General features: G+C 61.9%; 29 protein-coding genes. 12 read left to right on the top strand and 17 right to left on the bottom strand.

Annotation, left to right across the window (positions count from 1 at the left end; genetic code table 11):
* Nucleotides 1-85 precede the first annotated feature (85 nt).
* Entirely contained in the window at nt 86-274 is a 189-nt protein-coding gene (locus LB568_RS13205; protein WP_224730363.1) for a DUF3008 family protein, read from the top strand.
* Between the two features lie 77 nt (nt 275-351).
* On the opposite strand, the gene LB568_RS13200 is transcribed toward LB568_RS13205, so the two are convergent.
* The gene (locus tag LB568_RS13200; protein WP_013895884.1) at nt 352-549 is read right to left on the bottom strand and encodes a hypothetical protein; all 198 of its coding nucleotides are present in this window, start codon (nt 547-549) and stop codon (nt 352-354) included.
* A gap of 376 nt (nt 550-925) precedes the next feature.
* Between LB568_RS13200 and rpsD the strand changes: the two genes are divergently transcribed.
* From rpsD to LB568_RS13175, 5 genes are all read left to right on the top strand, one after another.
* Complete coding sequence (rpsD, locus tag LB568_RS13195) at nt 926-1543, top strand: 30S ribosomal protein S4 (protein ID WP_013895883.1); 618 nt, start codon at nt 926-928, stop codon at nt 1541-1543.
* A 133-nt stretch (nt 1544-1676) separates the two neighbouring features.
* Nucleotides 1677-2552: a tRNA 2-thiocytidine(32) synthetase TtcA gene (gene ttcA / locus LB568_RS13190; protein ID WP_224730362.1), complete on the top strand. Its 876-nt coding sequence runs from the start codon at nt 1677-1679 to the stop codon at nt 2550-2552.
* On the top strand, nt 2542-3369 hold the full coding sequence (locus LB568_RS13185; RefSeq protein ID WP_224730361.1) for an inositol monophosphatase family protein: 828 nt from the start codon (nt 2542-2544) through the stop codon (nt 3367-3369). The genes ttcA and LB568_RS13185 overlap by 11 nt, the downstream gene beginning before the upstream one ends.
* A gap of 100 nt (nt 3370-3469) precedes the next feature.
* A complete protein-coding gene (locus LB568_RS13180; RefSeq protein WP_224730360.1) occupies nt 3470-3853 on the top strand; it encodes a hypothetical protein in 384 nt (127 codons plus the stop codon).
* A 66-nt stretch (nt 3854-3919) separates the two neighbouring features.
* Nucleotides 3920-4357 carry a VOC family protein gene (locus LB568_RS13175; RefSeq protein WP_013895879.1) on the top strand — a complete coding sequence of 146 codons (438 nt, stop codon included), beginning with the start codon at nt 3920-3922 and terminating at the stop codon, nt 4355-4357.
* 63 nt (nt 4358-4420) lie between these two features.
* Here LB568_RS13175 and LB568_RS13170 read toward each other — a convergent pair whose 3' ends face one another.
* From LB568_RS13170 to purL, 5 genes are all read right to left on the bottom strand, one after another.
* Nucleotides 4421-5689, bottom strand: a complete 1269-nt coding sequence (locus tag LB568_RS13170; RefSeq protein ID WP_083833394.1) for a multidrug effflux MFS transporter — start codon at nt 5687-5689, stop codon at nt 4421-4423.
* A 207-nt stretch (nt 5690-5896) separates the two neighbouring features.
* Entirely contained in the window at nt 5897-6232 is a 336-nt protein-coding gene (grxD, locus tag LB568_RS13165) for a Grx4 family monothiol glutaredoxin (RefSeq protein WP_013895877.1), read from the bottom strand.
* Nucleotides 6233-6384: 152 nt separating this feature from the next.
* Nucleotides 6385-6618: a BolA/IbaG family iron-sulfur metabolism protein gene (locus LB568_RS13160; RefSeq protein ID WP_010909092.1), complete on the bottom strand. Its 234-nt coding sequence runs from the start codon at nt 6616-6618 to the stop codon at nt 6385-6387.
* A 124-nt stretch (nt 6619-6742) separates the two neighbouring features.
* On the bottom strand, nt 6743-7267 hold the full coding sequence (locus LB568_RS13155) for a hypothetical protein (protein ID WP_224730359.1): 525 nt from the start codon (nt 7265-7267) through the stop codon (nt 6743-6745).
* Nucleotides 7264-9495, bottom strand: coding sequence for a phosphoribosylformylglycinamidine synthase subunit PurL (purL, locus tag LB568_RS13150; protein WP_224730358.1), 2232 nt, complete (start codon nt 9493-9495; stop codon nt 7264-7266). The genes LB568_RS13155 and purL overlap by 4 nt, the downstream gene beginning before the upstream one ends.
* A gap of 162 nt (nt 9496-9657) precedes the next feature.
* Between purL and LB568_RS13145 the strand changes: the two genes are divergently transcribed.
* On the top strand, nt 9658-9822 hold the full coding sequence (locus LB568_RS13145; RefSeq protein WP_013895873.1) for a hypothetical protein: 165 nt from the start codon (nt 9658-9660) through the stop codon (nt 9820-9822).
* A gap of 57 nt (nt 9823-9879) precedes the next feature.
* On the opposite strand, the gene LB568_RS13140 is transcribed toward LB568_RS13145, so the two are convergent.
* Complete coding sequence (locus tag LB568_RS13140) at nt 9880-11298, bottom strand: PLP-dependent aminotransferase family protein (RefSeq protein ID WP_224730357.1); 1419 nt, start codon at nt 11296-11298, stop codon at nt 9880-9882.
* A gap of 93 nt (nt 11299-11391) precedes the next feature.
* Here LB568_RS13140 and LB568_RS13135 point away from each other — a divergent pair, with 93 nt between their 5' ends.
* A complete protein-coding gene (locus tag LB568_RS13135) occupies nt 11392-11637 on the top strand; it encodes a DUF1127 domain-containing protein (protein ID WP_224730356.1) in 246 nt (81 codons plus the stop codon).
* A gap of 5 nt (nt 11638-11642) precedes the next feature.
* On the opposite strand, the gene LB568_RS13130 is transcribed toward LB568_RS13135, so the two are convergent.
* The 4 genes from LB568_RS13130 to purQ all read right to left on the bottom strand — a co-directional run bounded on the left by LB568_RS13130 (nt 11643) and on the right by purQ (nt 14095).
* Complete coding sequence (locus tag LB568_RS13130; protein ID WP_224730355.1) at nt 11643-12284, bottom strand: Pr6Pr family membrane protein; 642 nt, start codon at nt 12282-12284, stop codon at nt 11643-11645.
* 2 nt (nt 12285-12286) lie between these two features.
* A complete protein-coding gene (locus tag LB568_RS13125) occupies nt 12287-12694 on the bottom strand; it encodes a hypothetical protein (protein WP_023776274.1) in 408 nt (135 codons plus the stop codon).
* The gene (locus LB568_RS13120; protein ID WP_224730354.1) at nt 12691-13356 is read right to left on the bottom strand and encodes a glutathione S-transferase family protein; all 666 of its coding nucleotides are present in this window, start codon (nt 13354-13356) and stop codon (nt 12691-12693) included. The genes LB568_RS13125 and LB568_RS13120 overlap by 4 nt, the downstream gene beginning before the upstream one ends.
* A 70-nt stretch (nt 13357-13426) precedes the next feature.
* Nucleotides 13427-14095: a phosphoribosylformylglycinamidine synthase subunit PurQ gene (purQ, locus tag LB568_RS13115; protein ID WP_140573431.1), complete on the bottom strand. Its 669-nt coding sequence runs from the start codon at nt 14093-14095 to the stop codon at nt 13427-13429.
* A gap of 119 nt (nt 14096-14214) precedes the next feature.
* Here purQ and LB568_RS13110 point away from each other — a divergent pair, with 119 nt between their 5' ends.
* A complete protein-coding gene (locus LB568_RS13110) occupies nt 14215-14955 on the top strand; it encodes a hypothetical protein (protein WP_224730353.1) in 741 nt (246 codons plus the stop codon).
* Here the strand turns inward: LB568_RS13110 and LB568_RS13105 are convergent.
* The 3 genes from LB568_RS13105 to purC are packed head-to-tail and all read right to left on the bottom strand — an operon-like array spanning nt 14938 to nt 16245.
* Nucleotides 14938-15159, bottom strand: a complete 222-nt coding sequence (locus tag LB568_RS13105) for a hypothetical protein (RefSeq protein WP_224730352.1) — start codon at nt 15157-15159, stop codon at nt 14938-14940. The genes LB568_RS13110 and LB568_RS13105 overlap by 18 nt on opposite strands.
* Nucleotides 15160-15178: 19 nt before the next feature.
* Nucleotides 15179-15421: a phosphoribosylformylglycinamidine synthase subunit PurS gene (gene purS, locus LB568_RS13100; RefSeq protein WP_013895864.1), complete on the bottom strand. Its 243-nt coding sequence runs from the start codon at nt 15419-15421 to the stop codon at nt 15179-15181.
* A gap of 29 nt (nt 15422-15450) precedes the next feature.
* On the bottom strand, nt 15451-16245 hold the full coding sequence (gene purC / locus LB568_RS13095; protein ID WP_013532127.1) for a phosphoribosylaminoimidazolesuccinocarboxamide synthase: 795 nt from the start codon (nt 16243-16245) through the stop codon (nt 15451-15453).
* Between the two features lie 276 nt (nt 16246-16521).
* Here purC and LB568_RS13090 point away from each other — a divergent pair, with 276 nt between their 5' ends.
* Together LB568_RS13090 and LB568_RS13085 are read left to right on the top strand one after the other, a co-directional pair.
* Nucleotides 16522-16842: a DUF1476 domain-containing protein gene (locus LB568_RS13090; RefSeq protein ID WP_013895863.1), complete on the top strand. Its 321-nt coding sequence runs from the start codon at nt 16522-16524 to the stop codon at nt 16840-16842.
* Between the two features lie 160 nt (nt 16843-17002).
* Nucleotides 17003-17776, top strand: coding sequence for an HpcH/HpaI aldolase family protein (locus tag LB568_RS13085; RefSeq protein ID WP_224730351.1), 774 nt, complete (start codon nt 17003-17005; stop codon nt 17774-17776).
* Nucleotides 17777-17807: 31 nt separating this feature from the next.
* Here the strand turns inward: LB568_RS13085 and LB568_RS13080 are convergent, their stop codons facing one another.
* Nucleotides 17808-17987 (bottom strand): hypothetical protein, encoded by a 180-nt coding sequence (locus tag LB568_RS13080; protein WP_174324783.1) that lies wholly within the window; start codon nt 17985-17987, stop codon nt 17808-17810.
* A gap of 142 nt (nt 17988-18129) precedes the next feature.
* Nucleotides 18130-18678, bottom strand: coding sequence for an RBBP9/YdeN family alpha/beta hydrolase (locus tag LB568_RS13075; RefSeq protein WP_013895860.1), 549 nt, complete (start codon nt 18676-18678; stop codon nt 18130-18132).
* Nucleotides 18679-18917: 239 nt separating this feature from the next.
* On the opposite strand from LB568_RS13075, the gene LB568_RS13070 reads away from it, so the two are divergent.
* On the top strand, nt 18918-19730 hold the full coding sequence (locus LB568_RS13070; protein WP_224730350.1) for a VOC family protein: 813 nt from the start codon (nt 18918-18920) through the stop codon (nt 19728-19730).
* Nucleotides 19731-19927: 197 nt separating this feature from the next.
* Here LB568_RS13070 and purB read toward each other — a convergent pair whose 3' ends face one another.
* Complete coding sequence (gene purB, locus LB568_RS13065) at nt 19928-21235, bottom strand: adenylosuccinate lyase (protein ID WP_224730349.1); 1308 nt, start codon at nt 21233-21235, stop codon at nt 19928-19930.
* Between the last annotated feature and the right edge of the window lie 3 nt (nt 21236-21238).

Raw genomic sequence — 21238 nt, 5'->3', positions numbered from 1 at the left:
CGGGAAGGCGGGAACTGGGCGCCGCTGGCGACGGAACCGCCGCCGAGGCGCGGGCGTTTCTCCTGACAGCAAAGGAGTAACGGCCATGCCATCCACCTCGAAAGCCCAGCAGAAAGCCGCCGGCGCTGCCCTGTCGGCCAAACGCGGCGAGACGAAAAAGAGCGAACTCCAGGGCGCTTCCAAGGGCATGTATGAATCGATGAGCGAAAAGCAGCTTGAGGAATTCGCCGAGACGAAGCGCAAGGGACTGCCGGAGAAAAAATCCAAGGATTGAGCGCTTCGAGCCAGCCTGACTATTGAATGAAAAGGCCAGCGACGGTTCGCTGGCCTTGGATTGTTGCATTGGGCAGCTTACCAGCGGTGGCAGCGCCTCACCCTCTGTACGATCACCCGGCGATGGCCGTGCCGCCATACCACCCTTTTCTTGACGATAACGCGGCAGACCTGCTTGTGCCCGTGCCAATGACGGGCCATCGCCGGCTCCGGCGCAACCGCCATCGACCCGGCCAATACCGCGGCACCGGCCAAGGTAAGGAAGAACTTCTTCATGCTCATTGGACTCCTCTAGCTCCAGTCGCTTCCTGGTGCCGTTGGCGCAAACCTCCCGCCACAACCGGCATCGCATCTACGTCCCGGACGGTATAAGGTTGTGTTACGCCGCGCCACTCACAAGCTTGACATCGGTTAAATCTCGGTTTAACCAGCCGCCAACGCCGGGCAGCGATGTCCGGTGTTTGTTTTGTATGCGCAAGGTCGGCGACCCTGGTTGTTTCTGGTCTTGTTTGAACTGACGTGTCCCGTGGGCTTTCCGCCGCGTTGCGTGGGAAAACCCTGTCAGGCCTCGAAAACGGAGGCCAGAGGAGGGCGCGTTTCCTTCACCCGGACCATGAGGTGCCGGGTGTGTTGTTTTTGAAAAGGGAATGCGATGAGCAAGCGCGAATCTGCGAAATACAAGATCGACCGCCGTCTCGGCGAAAATATCTGGGGCCGCCCGAAGTCCCCGGTCAACAAGCGTGAATACGGCCCCGGCCAGCACGGCCAGCGCCGCAAGGGCAAGCTTTCCGACTTCGGCCTGCAGCTGCGCGCCAAGCAGAAGCTGAAGGGTCACTATGGCGACGTTTCGGAAAAGCAGTTCCGCAAGGTCTATGAAGAGGCGGACCGCCGCAAGGGCGACACCTCGGAGAACCTGATCGGCCTGCTCGAGTCGCGTCTCGACGCGGTCGTCTACCGCGCCAAGTTCGTGCCGACCATTTTCGCCGCCCGTCAGTTCGTCAACCACGGCCACGTCAACGTCAACGGCAAGCGCGTCAACATCGGTTCGTACCGCTGCAAGCCGGGCGACGTCGTGGAAGTGCGTGAAAAGTCGAAGCAGCTGGTGATCGTCCTGGAATCGGTCGGTCTCGCCGAGCGCGACGTTCCGGACTACATCGAAGCCGATCACAACAAGATGGTCGCGACCTTCTCGCGCATCCCCGGCCTGGCGGACGTTCCGTTCGCCGTGCAGATGGAGCCGAACCTGGTCGTCGAATTCTATTCGCGCTAAGCGAACGCTTTTTTGCGATATCGGAAAGGCCGCCCTCGAGGCGGCCTTTTTGTTTCGTGCATCCGCTTTGCCGTTTCGGTTTTCCGGCCGATGCGCTAATCCGGTCGGTAGTCACATACGGGGCCGTCGCGCCATGAACATGCAGCCAGACATCGAAACGCTTGAACGGATCGCCGAAGGCGGTTTCCACCCGCTGTTTACCGATGTGCCGTCCTCGGTCGAGTTCAACAAGCTGCGCAAGCGGCTGCTGCGGCTGACCCGCCAGGCGATCGAGGATTTCTCCATGGTCAGGCCCGGCGAGCGCTGGCTGGTCGCGCTGTCGGGCGGCAAGGATTCCTACGGCCTGCTTGCCGTGCTGCTGGATCTCAAATGGCGCGGGCTGCTGCAGGTCGACTTGCTGGCTTGCAATCTCGACCAGGGCCAGCCGAATTTTCCCAAGCACATCCTGCCGGATTATCTCAACGCCAACGGCATCGCGCATCGGATCGAATACCAGGACACCTATTCGGTCGTCACCGACAAGCTGCCGCAGGGCAGCACCTATTGCTCGCTGTGCTCGCGGCTGCGCCGCGGCCATCTCTACCGGATCGCGCGCGAGGAGGGGTGTTCGGCCCTGGTGCTTGGCCACCACCGCGAGGATATCCTCGAGACCTTCTTCATGAACCTGTTCCACGGCGGCCGCCTCGCCGCCATGCCGCCAAAGCTGCTCAACGACGACGGCGACGTCATGGTTTTGCGGCCGTTGAGCTACTGCGCCGAGATCGACCTCGAAAAATTCGCTGCCGCCATGCGGTTCCCGATCATTCCCTGCGACCTCTGCGGCAGCCAGGAGGGCCTCCAGCGCAATGCCATGAAGGCGATGCTGGACGACATCGAAAAGCGTATGCCTGGCCGCAAGGACAGCATGCTGCGTGCGCTGTCCAACACCAGGCCGTCGCATCTGCTGGACCGGAAACTGTTCGATTTTGCTGCCCTCAACGAAACCCACAGGCAAGCCGATGACATTTGACGATACCGCGATCGACTGGCTGGCCGGCCTGCTGGCTGAAGCAGCCGACACCGAAATCATGCCCCGCTTTCGCCGGCTGGGCGATGGCGACGTCAGGCAGAAGACTTCCGCCGCCGACCTGGTGACGGAAGCGGACGTCAATGCCGAACGGCTGATCACCGCCAGGCTTCGCCAACGCTATCCCGGCGCCATGGTCGTCGGCGAGGAGGCCTGTTCCGACAATCCGGCGCTGCTCGACGGTCTGGGCGACGCCGATCTTGCTTTCGTCATCGACCCGGTCGACGGCACCTTCAACTTCGCTTCCGGCGTGCCGCTGTTCGGCGTCATGCTTGGCGTGGTGGTCAAGGGCGAGACGGTCGCCGGCATCATCCACGATCCGGTCGGCAAGGACTGGCTGATCGGCGCCAGGGGGGCCGGCAGCCATATCCGTCATGCGCATGGCACGCTGGAGACAGTGCGGGTTGCCGCGAGCGTACCGATCTCTGAGATGACCGGCGCGGTCTCCTGGCAATACATGGCCGAGCCCGACCGCACGCGGCTGGCCTGCAACCAGACCAAAACGCTGTCGCAGTTCAATTACCGCTGTGCCGCCCACGAATATCGCTTGCTGGCCAGCGGCCACGGCCATTTCGTCGTCTACAACAAGCTGATGCCCTGGGATCATCTGGCCGGCGTGCTGATCCATGCCGAGGCCGGCGGCCATGCCGCGCGGTTTGACGGCACACCCTATCTGCCGTCGCATGTCGGCGGCGGTCTGCTGGTCGCGCCGGACCGGGAAAGCTGGCAGGAATTGCGCCGCGAACTGTGGTCGCAATAGAGGCAGATTTTCCGCAGGCGGCGACCGGGCCGCCGGCTTTTACCGGCGAAGACTGATGCGACCACCTGCAAACCCAAAGACCCGGCGAATATTGTGTGCGATGGTCGTGGCGGCCATCGCCTTGTTTGCGGGCTCCAATGAGGCCGGGGCAGGGCAACGCGGCTGCCGCAGCCCTGATCCCATCGACACCATCGAGGAAATGTCCGAGGCTATCTTCGCGTGTTGGAAGCCGCCGGCTGGAACCGCCGGCATGTCCCTGACATTGCAATTCTCGCTTCGCCGAAACGGCACACTGATAGGCAAGCCTCGGGCCACCTATTCCGATCTCGGGGCTGACGCCCAGCTTAGCCGGGCCTTCGTGGCTTCCATCCTCAAGGCTCTCGATGATGCCTTGCCATTGCCCTTTTCGGACAGCATGGGCGGGGCAATCGCCGGGCGTATGCTGACCCCTCGCTTCACGGCAACTCTTGAAGATGCATCCTAAGGTACGCGGCGGTTTTGGGGCAGTTTTATGAGTTGCGGCCTCGACGGTACCTTGTAGATTGGACGCATGGCGCTCAAGCGGATGGACAACATAGGAATCGTCGTCGATGACCTCGAAGAGACGATCGATTTCTTTCGCGAGCTCGGCCTTGAGCTCGAAGGGCGGGCCGCGATCGAAGGAGAATGGGCCGGGCGTGTCACTGGACTGGGCGATCAGCATGTCGAAATCGCCATGATGCGCACGCCGGACGGCCATAGCCGGCTCGAACTTTCCCGCTTCCTCGCGCCGCCTGTCGTCGCGGATCACCGCAACGCCCCGGTCAACGCCCTGGGCTACCTCCGCGCCATGTTCGCCGTGGACGACCTCGACGAGACGCTTGAAAGGCTCCGCAAGCACGGCGCGCGGCTCGTAGGCGAAGTCGTCCAGTATAAGGACGTGTATCGGCTCTGCTACATCCGCGGGCCTGGAGGGCTTCTCATCGGACTCGCCCAGGAACTCGGCTGAGCGCAATACGACGACGATAGCGAAGGCCGACCAATGTCAGCGTCCCACCAAGGTTGGACCAGGCTAATGCAGGTCGGTAACGTGCCCTGAAACCGGCGGGTTGTGCGGCTGGAACATCTTGCCGCGCTCGGCGATGAGGATCATCAGCAGCGCTGCGACCGAAACGCTGCAGAAGCCGGCGGCAAGCGGCGTTACCGTGCCGTTGAAGGCCTGGCCGATCAACGTGCCGAGAATGCCGCCGAGAAAAGTCTGCATGAAACCCAGGATCGATGACGCCGTGCCGGCCAGTTGCCCGAGCGGCTCCATGGCCAACGCATTGAAATTGGCGCCGAGCGCACCGAACGGCAGCATGGCGGCGGCAAAGAAGGTGACGAACAGCCACAGCGGCATCTTCAATTCCAGCGACACGACCAGCCATGCGAGACTGATGGTCAAGAATAGCAGCAGCGCGCTTTGCGAGAGGCGGCGCATGCCGATGCGGCCGACGAGGCGCGAGTTCAGGAAGTTCGAGAACGCGAGCACGCCCGCAACCCCGGCGAAGATGAGCGGGAACATCTCGCCGACGTTGAATATGTCGACATAGATCTGCTGCGCCGAGGCGATGAAGCCGAACATGGCGGCGAAGATGAAGGTGCTGGCGAAGGCATAGCAGAGCGCGACGCGGTTGGTGAGCACGATGCGGAAGCCGCCAAGGATGGATGATGCCGTCAGCGGCCTGCGATGTTCGGGACGCAGCGTTTCAGGCAGGCGCAGCAGTGACCACGCCGACACCAGCAGCGCCCCGACGGCCATGGTGATGAAGATCCAATGCCAGGTGGCAAACAGCATGATGAACTGGCCGATCCCCGGCGCAATGACCGGTATCGCCATGAACACCATGAAGATCAACGACATCACCTCGGCCATGCGTCGGCCTTCGAATGTATCGCGCACGATCGAGACGGCGATAACGCGGGTAGCCGCGGCCCCGACGCCTTGCACGACGCGGCATAGCAAAAGTGTTTCAAAGCTGGGTGCGATGGCTGCCGCGCCCGCCGCCGCCACGTAGATGATCAAGCCGGCGACCAATGGCGCGCGACGCCCGAACCGGTCCGAGATCGGCCCGAAGAAAAGTTGGCCGCCGCCGAAGCCGAGCATATAGGCGACCACGACATATTGCCGGTGGTTTTCGTTCTCGACGCCGAGCGAGGCGCCGATCTGCTGCAGCGCGGGCAGCATGATGTCGATGGCCAGCGAATTCAGCGCCATCAGCGCCGCGCACAGCGCGATGAATTCCCAGCGCGGAATAGACAGTTTGCTTGCCGATTGCGGCGCTATCGATTGCTGGTCCACGGCAAGTCCGATCTCTAAAAACGAAAACGCGCCGGCGGGCCGGCGCATTGGCTCGTCCTGGTCCCGATATCAGGGGGTCCCGATATCAGGGGGTCCCGATATCAGGGGGGCCCGACATCAGGGACGTAAAATTGCCGAGGTGGGGCCGCCCCGGTGCCCACAAACAGAAGTCAGGCATGTCGACAGCGACATGCCCAAAGACTGGAATCAGGCGGCGCCTTTGACGCTCACGCCTTTTTCGACCAGGAAGGTCTGCAACTCGCCGGCCTGGAACATCTCGCGGATGATGTCGCAGCCGCCGACGAACTCGCCCTTGACGTAGAGCTGCGGGATGGTCGGCCAGTTGGAATAGTCCTTGATGCCCTGGCGCAGTTCGGCCGAGTCCAGAACATTCACGCCTTTGTAGTCGGCGCCGATATAGTCGAGGATCTGGACGACCTGGCCGGAAAACCCGCACTGCGGGAAACCGGGCGTGCCCTTCATGAAAAGGACGACGTCGTTGCCCTTCACTTCGTTGTCAATGTAGTCGTTGATACCGCTCATGGAATATCCTTTCACGCCTGTGGGAGTCAGGCTCGAAGCATGCCTTTCAAATAAACCCATAGGTTGCCCGAAACAAGAGTTTAGCCAAGCCATCGGCCAAATGGCGCAAAGGATGGGGCGTTTTGGGCCAAGCGGGTCTGAGGCTGTATGCCTCAGTCGGGAACGCTGGTCTGCAGCGCAAGTGCGTGCAGCACCCCGCCCATATTGCCCTTCAGCGCGTCATAGACCATCTGATGCTGCTGGACGCGGCTCTTTCCCCGAAAGCTTTCGGCCACGACCTCGGCCGCGTAGTGGTCGCCGTCGCCGGCGAGGTCGCGGATCGTCACCTTTGCATCCGGAATGCCGTCCTTGATCAGTTTTTCGATGTCGTGGGCGTCCATTGCCATGAAAGAAATTCCTGTTTTCGGGCGGGCGGCGACGTGGCTGCCGGTGCGATGAGAGTCGGGATAAACCTAGAGCCTTTCCGGCCGGGATTGAAGCCGTTCCGTCCAGCACCGTCGCGATTGTGGCCTACGGCGCATTCTCATCCGGATGGACCGCATCGGCTGGAGGATCGTCCTCGCGCATCGAGAAGGTGCGGCCGAGGCCGAAGACCAGCACATAAAGCGGGATATTGATCGCCAGGTTGGCAATCGGCAGATAGCTGGTCATCCGCCAGGCGGGCGAGAAGAACGGCTGGCCGTAGCCATCGCAGACAAGCGAAGAGCCGTACTCCCACAGCGCCCCCAGGATGGCCGCCACGGCGAAAAGCTTGATGCAGGTGACGATGTGCCTGGTCCGCGCCTGGTCCGGCAAGAGCCGGCTCCACAGCACCAGGCAGATGAGCGGAACCGCATAGATGAGGTTCTGCAGCACCAGCATCGGAAGCGTGCCATTGGCCGCGGCGAGGAACTCGGCGCGCGTTTCCAGCCTGGGGCAAACCTCGCTGGAGGTCGTCGACAGCAGGAAGAAGACGAACGGCCCGAGGCACCAGAAGAAGAACAGCGACGGCCAGAAAACGACTGCGAGCAGCGCCCGGGCAGCCAGTCTGCTCAACTGGCCTGATCCATGAAGCGCGGGAACCAGCCTTCGTGAGCGGCGGTCAGATCGCTGACCGGGATCGCCCTGGCGTCGCCGAGTTTCAGCGTCTTGCCGCCTGTCGAGCCGATCCACGGCGCGAAGATGCCGAGTTCGCCCTGTTGCTTGCGGATCGCATCCCATTCATCGCCATGCGGATCGATCGACAGCGTCAGGAGGTAGCGCCCTTGATCCTCGCCGAACCAGACGGGAATGGGATCGGTGCCGACGAGGCCGGGAACGGTCGCGCCGATGCCCGACGCCATCGCCATCTCGGCCAAGGCGACAGCGATGCCACCGTCCGAAACGTCATGCGCCGCGGTGACGATGCCGGACGCGATCAGCGAGCGCACATGGTCGCCGACGCGCTTCTCGTGCTCGAGGTCGACCGGCGGCGGTGGACCGTCGGAACGGCCGTGGATGTCCCTGAGATAGACCGACTGGCCAAGATGCGTTCCCCAGGAAGCGGGTGCGCCGACCAGAAGGATCATCTGAGATTCGGCGTCAAAGCCGGTTCGCACCATTTTCGACCAATCGGCGATCAGGCCGACGCCGCCAATGGTCGGTGTCGGCAGGATGCCCCGGCCGTTGGTCTCGTTGTAGAGCGAGACATTGCCCGACACGATCGGGAAGCCGAGCGCGCGGCAGGCATCGCCGATGCCTTTCACCGCGCCGACCAGCTGGCCCATGATCTCGGGCCGTTCCGGATTGCCGAAATTGAGATTGTCGGTGGCGGCGAGCGGCAAGGCGCCTGTGGCGGTCAGGTTACGCCAGCATTCGGCCACCGCCTGCTTGCCGCCTTCATAAGGGTCGGCCTCGCAATAGCGCGGCGTGACATCGGAGGAGAAGGCGAGTGCCTTGGTCGGATGGCCCTCGACGCGCACCACGCCGGCATCGCCGCCGGGAAGCTGCAGCGAGTTGCCCTGGATCAGCGTGTCGTATTGCTCCCACACCCAGCGGCGCGAGGAGAGATCCGGTCCGCCGAGCAGCTTCAGCAGCGCATCGGCGACATCGGCCTGCGGAACGTCGTCGGCGGCAAGCGGCGCCGGCTTGTTCGGCTCGACCCACGGCCGGTCGTACTCCGGAGCCTTGTCGCCGAGATCCTTGATCGGCAGGTCGGCGACCTGGTCGCCCTGGTGCAGCACACGGAAGCGCAGGTCGTCGGTGGTCTTGCCGACGATGGCGAAGTCGAGCCCCCATTTGTGGAAGATCGCCTCGGCTTCCTTTTCCTTCTCGGGGCGCAGCACCATCAGCATGCGCTCCTGGCTTTCCGACAGCATCATCTCGTAGGCGCTCATGCGCTCCTCGCGCACCGGCACCTTGTCGAGATCGAGCTCGATGCCGAGGTCGCCCTTGGCGCCCATCTCGACCGCCGAGCAGGTGAGGCCGGCCGCGCCCATGTCCTGGATGGCGATGACCGCGCCGGAAGCCATCAGTTCAAGGCTAGCCTCCAGCAGACATTTCTCGGTGAAGGGATCGCCGACCTGCACGGTCGGGCGCTTCTCGTCGATCTTGTCGTCGAATTCGGCCGAGGCCATGGTGGCGCCGCCGACGCCGTCGCGGCCGGTCTTGGCGCCGAGATAGACGACCGGCAGGCCGACGCCCTTGGCCTCCGACAGGAAGATCGCATCGGTCTTGGCCAGGCCCGCGGCAAAGGCGTTGACCAGGATGTTGCCGTTGTAGCGGGCGTCGAAATTGACCTCACCGCCGACCGTCGGCACGCCGAAGGCGTTGCCGTAGCCGCCGACGCCGGAAACCACGCCTGAGACGAGGTGCCTGGTCTTGGGATGGTCGGGTGCGCCGAAGCGCAGCGCGTTCATTGCCGCGATCGGACGCGCGCCCATGGTGAAGACGTCGCGCAAGATGCCGCCGACGCCGGTCGCCGCACCCTGGTAGGGCTCGATGTAGGAGGGGTGGTTGTGACTCTCCATCTTGAAGACGACGCAGTCGCCGTCACCAATGTCGACCACGCCGGCGTTTTCGCCTGGGCCCTGGATGACCTGCGGCCCGGTGGTCGGCAGCGTGCGCAGCCATTTCTTCGAGGATTTGTACGAACAATGCTCGTTCCACATCGCCGAGAAGATGCCGAGCTCCGTAAAGCTCGGCTCGCGTCCGACAAGATCGAGGATGCGCTGATACTCGTCGGGCTTTAGCCCATGCGCGGCAATGAGCTCTGGGGTGATCGGCACGGAATTGGAAATGGTCATGGGCGGCGGTTGATGTCCATGGGAGCGGGGATTTTGAGTCCCCTCTTATCGCAAGCTTTGCGGCCGATACACCCGTCGATCGAGGAAAAAGACAGAAAGCAACCTTGGGAACGCTAAGGGTGTCCCGCCGTTAGGGTCTCAACCACTGAGGAGACTCGCACCATGGCTGACAAGCAAGGCAAGAACGACAATCGCCTCTCGGACAAGGAGGCCATCCATATCGCGGAGACCACCGACGTTTCGCCCCGGCAAGCCAAGGAACTGGCTGAGAAGCACGGCAAGGAGAAGGCCAAGAAGGAAGCCAAGAACTTCAAGGCGGAGGGCTGACCCGAGATCAGGCTTCCGAGCGGCAGTTTCGCAAGCCGGCCTGCGTGGTGCAACGGCTCAGGAGAAACTGTCGTAGCCGGCGCGGCCCTCGTCGAGGAGACGCCGGATAACCGCAACGCCGTCGGCGACGTCCCCGCGCTGTCTCGGCTGTGAAACGCCGAAGCGGATGCCGTGGAAAACCTGCTCGGAGCGCCCGGCCTTGAACTGGTCCTCATCATTGATCAGCACGCCGTGCTCAAGGCAGGCATTCTTGAAGGTGCCGGAAAGCCACGGGTCTGGCAGTGTAAGCCAGACAAAGGGCACCTTCTCGTGCGACTTGAACGCGAAGCCGCCCAAAGTCTCGCGCACGATGGCGATGCGGGCGCTAATTTCAGCGATGCTGCGCTTGCGGATATCGCTGGCCTGACCGGAAAGCACCAGCCGCGCATTCACCTCCGCCAGAAGGAAGGGCATGCCGCCGGTCATCATCTTGTGGGCGACACGGATGCGGTGGCGATAGGCAGGCGGACAGGAGAGCCAGCCGCCGCGAACGCCGGCCGCGACCGACTTCGACAGGCCGCCAGCGACAATGGTGCGTTCAGGGGCATATTCAGCGAGCAACGGTGTCGGATCGTCGGTCAGATGACCATAAAGATCGTCCTCGATCAGGATGACATTGTATTCGCGCGCAACCCGCGCGATCGCCTCGCGACGCGCCGCCGACAAGGTCGCCAGCGTCGGGTTCTGCACCGTCGGCATCAGGAAGATCATCTTGGGATGTTTTTGCGCGCAGACGCGCTCGAAATCATCGGGGTCGAGGCCTTCATCGTCCGATGCCACCAACGCCGTCCGTCGGCCGATCAGGCTGGCGCTGCGGGAAATCTGTGAATAGGTGAGGTGCTCGAAGGCGACATAATCGCCAGGGGTGGTCAGCGCGGCGATCGCTGACATCACCGCGGCAAGCGTGCCGAGCGTCGGGACAACGGCGTCGGCATTTGGGTGGAAAGAATTGCGTGACAGCCAGCGGGCACCGGCCTCGTACCAGCGGTCGGGAAAATCGCGCGTGTAGCTTGATATCTCATGGGGATGGTCCTGCGCCACGCGCGACAGGACATCGGCGACATCAGCGCCCTGGCCGATGTCGGGCGCCGCCATGCTGTCGAAACGCAGTTCGCCGCGCGGCGCGTCGATAGTGCGTGTGCCTTCACCACCGACGTCCGGAGCCAGGAAGTCCGGTTTTGCGCCATCGGCGCGCTGGCCGACCACATAGGTTCCGCGCCCGACTTCGCCGCTCACCAGCCCCCGTTCGCGCAACAATTGATACGCCCGGCCGACCGTGCCAACCGTTGTGCCGATGTCATAGGCGAGGTCGCGCTGTGGCGGCAGTTTTGCGCCAGCATCGATCACGCCACGGTCGATGTCCATTTCGATGGAATCCGCAAGCCTTTGGTATAGCGGGCCCGAGCCGGCGGTCAGGTCTGGAAGCCAATTTGTCATGGTGACAATTTTCTATATTGCACCGAATTATGAGTCAATACATATCAGCCATGCGCTAAAAAAGGTGCAATTTAGACCATTGGCAGAAAGAAAATGGATACAATCGCGACAATACGTCATTCGAGAACCGAGGGCCAGATCATGCGCCCGTCCGGCCGGCGCGGTTTCGTCGGCCGTCTGGCGCGGGTGGCCAGGTCGCTGGCGAGGTGGATCGACTATCTGCTGGATCGCCGGCGCAGCCGACTGGCATTGCTGGAAATGACAGACGACCAACTCAAGGATATCGGCATCTCCCGCTGCGACGCCCATCGCGAGGGCATCAGGCCGATCTGGGAATAGACGCCCTAGCGGGCGGTTTTGGTCCGCAGGCGAGCAACTCCCTGGTCTGCGAGAACGGCGACGACGCATATCACCAGGAACAGCCCGGTGATGGCCAAAGACGCCATGGCGACGCTGCCCCAGCCGTTCTTGGCGACATCGAGGAACGAGTAGGGCACCTCGCCGGCGAGCGGCGCCCGCGCCAGTGCATAAATCAGATAGGCGATGGGGTAGAGCACCCACCAGGAGATGTCGCTCCAACGCGTCCTGCCGTCGGCGCCCGACATCAGCCACCACAGCACGAACAGCACCGGCGTCACATAGTGCAGCAGGATATCGCAGAGCAGGAACAGGCCCTGCGGCTGCCAGAGGTGTGCCAGCACCGTGGCATAGACGATCAAGACCAGGGCGATCGAAACGGCGACACCCGCACGCATCCGTCGCCCGGCGAAGGCGGGCAGCCATGCGTAGCCGGTGGGCGACAGCAGCGAGGCGTGCACCAGCACCGCGCCGATGTTGGTCAGGATGGTGAAGAAGCTTAGATAGAAGATGACCGAGCCGAGCAGGCCACGGCCAGCCCCCATCGACGCCGGGACGGTGATGCAGAACTGCAGGACAAGTCCGGCCAGACCGATGATCAGACCGGCGACCTGCAGAAAGCGCCCCATGGTCAGGCGGTTGCTCCGCAGGCCGTATTGCCTGTCTGCCAGCGGGCAATGTCCGAACCGATGCGCGCGCCGAGCGGATCGTTCATCAGCGGTCCGAAGACGTCGACGCGGCTCGAATTGCCTTGCGCCTGCACGACCAGCAGGGGCTTGCCGCCATAATGCTTGGCTGGCACCAAAAGGAAACGCGGCGTGCCGCTGAACGAATTCAGTTCATTGGCCATCTGATATTGCTTGAAGGCCGGATCCTTGCTGGCGATCCAGCATTTGTGGGCTGCTATCGCCACTTGCTCCATGGCCAGCAGCGCGGCACTCTTGCCGGAAGGAACAGGCGTGCTCTTGGGGGTGGATTGGCAGGAAGCAAGGGCGAAGCCTGCCGCCGCAACCAGGGCGATCGTCCTGTTTTTGATCAAGCGGCACCCATCTCGAGTTCGGACAAAAAGAGCTCCAGGCCATCGGTCATCTCGCCCCATACCCGCGACAACGCCGGATGCTGCAGCGCGATCTGCTCATAAGCATCGAATTTGGGATAGGCGTCGAGCAGGTTGTTGCGGCCTGTCATGGCGCGGAAATTGTTGAAGATGAACCGCGTTGGAGTCAGCCAGGCATCGGCGAAGCTGATGTCGTTGCCGAGCGCGAAGGGGCCTTGCGCCATGCGCGCCTCGATCGCCGCCAGCCCATGGTGCAGGCGGGCGAATTGGGCGTCGATCTCGGCGCTGTTGCGCTTCGGCACGGAATGCAGTTCGAAAAGCTTCATCATCGGCGTCAGCACGTCGAGATCGGTGATGCGCGCGAACATGCGCACCAGTGCGCGGTCCTTGGAATCGGGTGGCAGCAGCGCCGGCTCCGGAAAGCGCTCCTCGAGATATTCGGCGATGACGACCGATTCGACGATCGTTTCACCCGAGCCGGTGATCAGCACCGGTATCCGGTTCATCGGCGAGATGGCGCGAAATCCTTCAGGGATCGGAAAACCCGGCGGCGGCGCGATGATCTTGATCGGTACGTCCTTGACGTAGGCGAGCGCCCGCACGATCGACGAGTAGGGCGACAACGGCCGCGAATAGAGTTTCATGACCGTCTCTCTCCCCGGAGCAATGGACTTGATGTCCTTGTAAACTTTAGCGCATTCTCGGCTGAAATCGTCAAGCGGCGATGCCGAGCGCGCTCTCGAACAGCGCGCGGCCGTCGCTGCCGCCATGGGCGGCTTCGATCAGGTTTTCAGGATGCGGCATCAGGCCGAGCACATTGCCCCGGTCGTTGACGATGCCGGCGATGTCGTTGATCGAACCGTTGGGATTGGTGCCCTCGGCATAACGGAACACCACCTGTCCTTCGCCTTCGAGGCGCGCAAGTGTGCCGGCATCGGCAAAATAGTTGCCGTCATGATGCGCTACCGGCGAGCGGATGATCTGGCCCGGTTTGTAGCGGCTTGTGAACATGGTGTTGGCATTGGTGATTTCGAGCTTCACCTGCCGGCAGACGAATTTCAGCGAGGTGTTGCGCATCAAGGCGCCAGGCAAGAGACCGGCCTCGACCAGGATCTGGAAACCGTTGCAAACGCCGATGACCGTCACGCCCTTGGCCGCCTTTTCGGCGACCGCCCGCATGACCGGCATGCGCGCCGCGATCGCGCCGCAACGCAGATAGTCACCGAACGAGAAGCCGCCGGGGATGGCGATCAGGTCGACATCGGGGATTTCAGTGTCGGTCTGCCAGACCGTAACCGGCGGTTTTCCCGAAATCTTGGTCAGCGCCGCGATCATGTCGCGGTCGCGGTTAAGGCCGGGAAGGAGGACGACGGCTGATTTCATGACATGTCCAACTGATTCAAGAGGCATATCCGGAACTGGCGTATCGGCAGCGTATTTGCGGGTCAAGCGCCAGTTAAGGCTTTTAAGCTATTTTGCGGTTGCAAACTGGGCAGGCAAATTTGAAGAGCGGCTGGGAACTCAAATTCGAAGACCAACGTTGGGCATCTGGCGTTTCCGGTGCGACGGTGCTGCTTTTGTCGGCATTCATTTATGCGTTTTTCTCTCAGGCCGACGCCAATTTCGCTACGGCGTTTTCGAGAATTTTTTCGCTTAAAGTCGATCTTGGACTTTGCTCTTCATCCTTTGCCAATTTAATCATGGCCCAGATTGCCTATGCGCTGGCGATTTGCCTCGTCCTGCTAGGATTTGTATTCGCCCTTGGCGTCGCAGCCATTGCTGATGCTACAAGCAGGATGCGGTATCTCAAGCTTGCGCTAGGAACGTTAGTATTGCTGCTCATCTTTCTGGCGTTGGCCATGAAGGATGACGGCCTTTGGCTTGACTCCACCACCCGTAGGTCTATTTCGGCACATTTAAGTATAGTGGATGCATGCACGCAAAGTCACAGTACCGATTTCCTTCGCGTCTACGTCATGAGCGCGTGGCTTTTTGTTGGATCATGGATAGCCATCATCATATTCTTTAAAATTATATACTTTAAGAGAAACTACAGCGATCTACCGAAGGATCCAGCGTTTCGTGCCGAAATATTGGCGATCCACGCCAAATACGGTGCCGTTCATCGGCCGATACAAAAGCCGCCATGGACATTTTCCCTGATGGCTTTTGTAGGTTTCTTGCTATTCATAGCGGTGCATAGCCTATACAAGTTGGCCGCCGTTTTAGGCGTCATCCTTTAGGCGGAATTCGATGCGCTCAAGCCGGGCATCCCGACGAGCCAGCACGCCATAGATATTCTTCATGTCGCTCTCGGTGGCGATGAGATGACCGCGAATGGAGCTAAGCTCGGACTTCACGTCGGAAAAGTCCTGGCAAAGCTCACCGAGTCGATGATCTAGGCGCTTCAGAAGCTCGTACATCAGTTCATTCGTGACTTCAGGCATTCGTGCCTCCGGCACAACCTTAGGTAAGCGTCACACTATAATTCTCAATCACCGTGTTCGCCAGCAGCTTGTCGCACATGGCTTTCAGGTCTGCCTCGGCCTTGGCCTTGTCGCTTTCCGCCAGCTCGACGTCGAACACCTTGCCCTGCCGCACTGCGCCTACGCCATCAAAGCCCAGTCCGGACAGCGCGTGTTCGATCGCCTTGCCTTGCGGGTCGAGCACGCCATTCTTGAGGGTAACGGTAATGCGGGCCTTGATCACGCTGGACATGCTCCTGTTCGAACTCTTGGTTAGTGCGGCTTGCCTTTGAGGCCGTCGGTCGAGGCGACAAGCACCGGGCCGGTCGGGCGCGGCGGTTCGTTCTCGTTCATAATGCCGAGGCGGCGGGCGACTTCCTGGTAGGCTTCGACCAGGCCGCCCATGTCGCGGCGGAAACGGTCTTTGTCGAGCTTGTCTTGCGTTGCCACGTCCCACAGGCGGCAGGAGTCCGGCGAAATCTCGTCGGCGACGACGATGCGCATCATGTCGCCTTCGAACAGGCGCCCGCATTCGATCTTGAAGTCGACGAGCTGGATGCCGACACCCATGAACAGGCCGGAGAGGAAGTCGTTGACGCGGATGGCCAGCGCCATCACGTCGTCGATCTCCTGCGGGCTTGCCCAGCCGAACGCCGTGATGTGCTCTTCCGACACCATCGGATCGTCGAGCGCATCGGCCTTGTAATAGAATTCGATGATCGAGCGCGGCAGAACGGTGCCTTCCTCGATGCCGAGGCGCTTGGACAGCGAGCCGGCGGCGACATTGCGCACGACCACTTCCAGCGGAATGATCTCGACTTCCTTGATCAGCTGCTCGCGCATGTTGAGCCGGCGGATGAAGTGGGTCGGAATGCCCATGCGGTTCAGGTGATTGAAGATATATTCGGAAATGCGGTTGTTGAGCACGCCCTTGCCGTCGATGACCTCGTGCTTCTTCTTGTTGAACGCGGTTGCATCGTCCTTGAAGAACTGGATCAGCGTGCCCGGCTCGGGTCCCTCATAGAGGATCTTGGCCTTGCCTTCATAAATGCGGCGGCGATTTTTCATCTGAATTTTTCTCTGGATTTGCGGGCAGGCGGCAAGCGACCAGTTCCTGTCCGTCTGCCTAAATTAGTGTGGCGACGGTTGGGTTCAATGCCGGGTCTATCCCAATCACATCGTTTGCTCAATCGGCAAATCCCCCCAATCAACCGCTTTCGGGACCGAAATGCCGCAGCGCAGCATGCGACGAAGCGTATTGACCGGCCCGCGACCTTTTGGTTTGTGCTTTGGCAACACACATATCCTTTTGCAAACGAATCGCATTTGACCCGGAGGGACGCCATGAGCAGCATGAAAGACCGCGAAGAGGGCTTCGAACGCAAATTCGCATTCGACGAGGAGCTTCGGTTCAAGGCCTCCGCCCGCCGCAACAAGGCGCTCGGCCTTTGGGCCGCCGAAAAGCTCGGAAAGTCGGGCGCTGACGCCGATGTCTATGCCAAGGAAGTGGTGGTTTCCGACATCGAGGAAGCCGGCGACCACGACGTGTTCCGCAAGATCCGCAAGGATTTCGATGCCGCTGGCGTCGACCAGTCCGACCATCAGATCCGCCGCACCATGGACGAGCTGATGGCGCAAGCGATCGAGCAGATCAAGAACACCTGATCCGGCCGAATCTGGTTCCGCAAAAGTGTCCCACGGTTTTGCGACGGAGCCTGCGACAGAATAACTGGACCAATCGACCGCCCGGTCCAGCCGGGCGGTTTTTCTTTGCCTTTGCCATGGTTTCCGGCTGAAACTGCGATCGTTAACAAGGAAAGTGTCCATGTCCCTGAAGTCCCGTCTCGCCGCCGATGAAACGCTGGTCACCGCATGGTCGGGCGTGCCCGACGCACTGACCGTCGAGATCCTCGCCAAGCAGGGCTTCGATGCCGTGACGCTGGACATGCAGCATGGCGGCCATCACGAGGACAGCGTCCTGCGCGGTCTGGTGCCGGTGCTCGCCGCGAATAAACCCGCGCTGGTGCGCATACCGGTCGGCCGTTTCGACATGGCGAGCCGGGCGCTCGATTTCGGCGCCGAGGCGGTCATCGCCCCGATGGTGAACTCGGTGGCCGACGCAAGGCTGTTCGCAGCGGCGATGAAATATCCGCCGCTCGGCGAGCGTTCGTGGGGTCCGACCTATGCTTTTCCACGCCATGGCAAAGGCGACCAAGCCGAATGGCTGCGCGACACCAATCAACGTACCATGGCCTTCGCCATGGTCGAGACGCGCGCCGCGCTCGACGCGCTCGACGGCATTCTCGACACGCCGGGCATCGACGGCATTTTCCTCGGTCCGTCGGATTTCTCGATCGCCTGGACCAACGGCACTACGGTCAATTCCACGCTGGAGAGCATGATGGAGACGGTGGCGTCGGTTGCCGAGCGCACCCGCAAGGCCGGCAAGCATGCGGCGATCTATGTCGTCGAACCGGCAATAGCCGGTCGTGTCGTGTCGATGGGTTATCGTCTGCTGGCCACTGGCTCGGAGCATGCGCTGATTTCGCTGGGCGCAAAGACCCTGCTCAAGAGCATCAAGGATTCGATCGGATCCTGAACCCGAACCGGCTGCCGCAAGCGTCGCGTGGTCAGGCCTTGGCTGCCGCGGGCGCCGCTGCGGAGGGCCTGCTGCGTCCGACTTTGTCGAACAAGGCGCCGAGCGCTTGAACCCAGCGGTTGTTGAAGGCCATCAGCGGCAAGGCCACGAGAATCGAACCTGCTATGGCGGCAGCGGCGGCGAATGCGGTCGAACCGCTGGCCAGCACCACGCCCTCCGCCAATGGCGCGAAAGCACGCAAACAATGCTCATTCAGAACAACGAGTGCGGCGACTCCTCTCAACAATTCGAGTGAAGCATACTTGCGCGATGGCCTGCCGAGCAGCTTCGTGTTCAGGCTTTGACCGTATATATTACAGGTCCGTCAGGAACTTGGCGAAGGTCATGGAGCCTTCGGGCCAAGGGCCGAATCCTGAATCTTCGCTGAGATGCCCGGTCTCGCCGGCGTCGATGAACAGCGAGCCCCAGGCGCCGGCAATGTCCTCGGCGACATCGAAGGCGCAGAACGGGTCGTTACGGCTGGCGATCACGATCGAAGGAAAAGGCAGCGGTTCGCGCGGGTAGGGGCCGAAGGTCATCAGGTGCCTTGGCTTGATCTTTGGATTGGCGACATCGGGCGGCGCCACGAAAAAGGCCCCGGCGACCGGCTTCTGGAACCGCGGAATGGCTTGCACCGCCGCGGCGACCCCCAGCGAGTGGGCGACGATGACAACCGGCCTCTCGGCTTCATTGACCGCTTTGGCCACGCTCGCCGTCCAGTCCTCGCGCACCGGCTTTGACCATTCCGCCTGCTCGACCCGCCGCGCCGTCGACAATTTCGATTGCCAGCGGGTCTGCCAATGCTCAGGCCCGGAATTGGTGTAGCCCGGAACGATCAGAATATCTGCGTCTTTGACTTTCATGGCGCTGAGATAGCGAGAGCGCTTATCTCATGCAACCGCTGATGGGCGCCCCTCGTAATGGTGAACACGATGTTCGCTTTTCGCTGTCTTGTGTGAACGATCGCGATCGACGATTTGTCGTTGGGAAAGAAACAGCCGTGAAGGACCGGATTTTGGCGCTGACACGACGTAGGATGATCGGCGGCGCAGGGCTCTTGGCTTTGGGAGTTCCGTGGAGCGTGGCCGCAACGGAGACAATGATGAGCGAACTGCCATTTGCCGCCACCACGCCGGTGAGCGTAGCCCGCGTCGGGCTGAAGGCGCGCGATGCCGAAGGCCTCGCAGCCTATTACCGCAGGGTCGTCGGCCTGCAGGAGTTGAGCCGCGCCGACGGCGCGATCACGCTTGGCGCCGGCAGCCGTCCGTTGCTGGTCCTCGAACCGGATGCTTCCGCCAAGCCGGACGATCCGCGCAGCGCCGGCCTGTTCCATACGGCTTTCCTGCTGCCCAGCCGCGCCGATCTCGGCCGCTGGATAAACCATGCTATCGCCGACAAGATCGCCATCGAGGGCGCTTCCGACCATCTGGTCAGCGAAGCGCTGTACCTGACCGATCCCGAAGGCAACGGCATCGAGATCTATGCCGACCGCCGTCCGCAGGACTGGAAATGGAATGGCGACAAGATCGCCATGGCGACCGAACGGCTGAACATTCCTTCCGTCGTCGCCGAAGTGCCGGCCGGCGATGCCGGCTGGCAAGGCGCGCCGGAAAACAGCATTGTCGGCCACGTTCACCTGCGCGTCGGCAGGCCGGAAGAAGCCGAAGCCTGGTGGAACCAGGAGTTCGGCTTCGACACGATGGCCAGATATGGCGGCCAGGCGGTGTTTCTGTCGTCCGGCGGCTACCACCACCACATCGGCGCCAATGCCTGGCAGAGCTCCGGTGCGGGTCGTCGCGACGCGTCGCGATCGGGTCTCGCCTGGGTCGAGATGCGTTCGGACAATGTGAGCAGCGAAATGACCCGTGAGGACCCTTGGGGCACAGTGATCAGGACCGTGCCTGGCAAGGCTTGATTGCCGCGAGAGCGTCTTTCTCCCCGTCACTATACGGGGAGAAATGCCCGGCAGGGCAATGAGGGGCGGCGCCGAGGTCTCGCGATTGTCGTTTTGACAAAGCGCGATGGGGCACGATCATTGCCTAAGTCAGTGCTGCCCCTCATCCGCCTGCCGGCACCTTCTCCCGTATAGTGACGGGGAGAAGGGAACTCGCCTCAAGCCTCGCCGAACACCCGCTTGAAAATCGTGTCGACATGCTTGGTGTGGTAGCCCAGGTCGAATTTCTCGCGGATCTGCGCCTCGGGCAGCGCTGCGGTCACTTCCTTGTCGGACAAAAGTTCCTCAAGAAAATCAGCGCCTTGTTCCCATACTTTCATGGCGTTGCGCTGCACTAGCCGGTAGGAGTCCTCGCGTGACAGGCCGGCCTGCGTCAACGCCAGCATGACGCGCTGGGAATGCACAAGACCGCGGAACTTGTTCATGTTCTTCAACATGTTCTCCGGATAGACGACCAGCTTGTCGACGACGCTGGTCAGCCGCGACAGCGCGAAATCGAGCGTCACCGTGGCATCCGGACCGATCATCCGCTCGACCGAGGAATGCGAGATGTCGCGCTCGTGCCAGAGCGCCACATTCTCCATCGCCGGCAATGCCATGGAGCGCACCATGCGGGCAAGGCCGGTGAGGTTTTCCGTCAGCACCGGGTTGCGCTTGTGCGGCATGGCCGACGAGCCTTTCTGGCCGGGCGAGAAAAACTCTTCCGCTTCCAGCACTTCGGTGCGCTGCAGATGCCGGACCTCGATCGCCAGCCGCTCGATCGACGAGGCGATGACGCCGAGCGTGGCGAAGAACATGGCGTGGCGGTCACGCGGGATCACCTGCGTCGACACCGGCTCCGGTTTCAGCCCGAGTTTTGCCGCCACATGCTCCTCGACATAGGGTTCTATGTTGGCGAAGGTGCCGACCGCACCCGAAATGGCGCAGGTGGCGATATCCTCCCGCGCATGCACCAGCCGCTCGCGGCAGCGAGAGAATTCGGCATAGGCCTGCGCCAGCTTGATGCCGAAGGTCGTCGGCTCGGCATGGATGCCGTGGCTGCGGCCGATGGTGACGGTGTCCTTATGCTCGAAGGCACGGCGCTTGAGCGCAGCGAGCAGCCCGTCGATATCGGCGAGCAGGATGTCGCTGGCGCGGGTCAACTGCACGGCAAAACAGGTGTCGAGAACATCCGAAGACGTCATGCCCTGGTGGATGAAGCGGGCGTCCGGCCCGACGAATTCGGCGAGATGGGTCAGGAACGCGATGACGTCATGCTTGGTGACGCGCTCGATTTCGTCGATCTTCTCGACATCGAATTTCGCGGCACCGCCCTTTTCCCAGATGGTTTTCGCGGCTGCCTTAGGGATGACGCCGAGTTCGGCCAGCGCGTCGCAGGCATGGGCTTCGATCTCGAACCAGATGCGGAACCGGGTTTCGGGCGACCAGATGGCGACCATTTCCGGCCGGGAATAGCGTGGGATCATCGG

Source organism: Mesorhizobium sp. B263B2A (assembly GCF_020165775.1).
GTDB classification, from domain to species: Bacteria; Pseudomonadota; Alphaproteobacteria; order Rhizobiales; family Rhizobiaceae; genus Mesorhizobium; species Mesorhizobium opportunistum.
The sequence above is the reverse complement of the archived record's forward strand: the minus strand, read 5'-3'. Positions and strand labels throughout refer to the sequence as shown.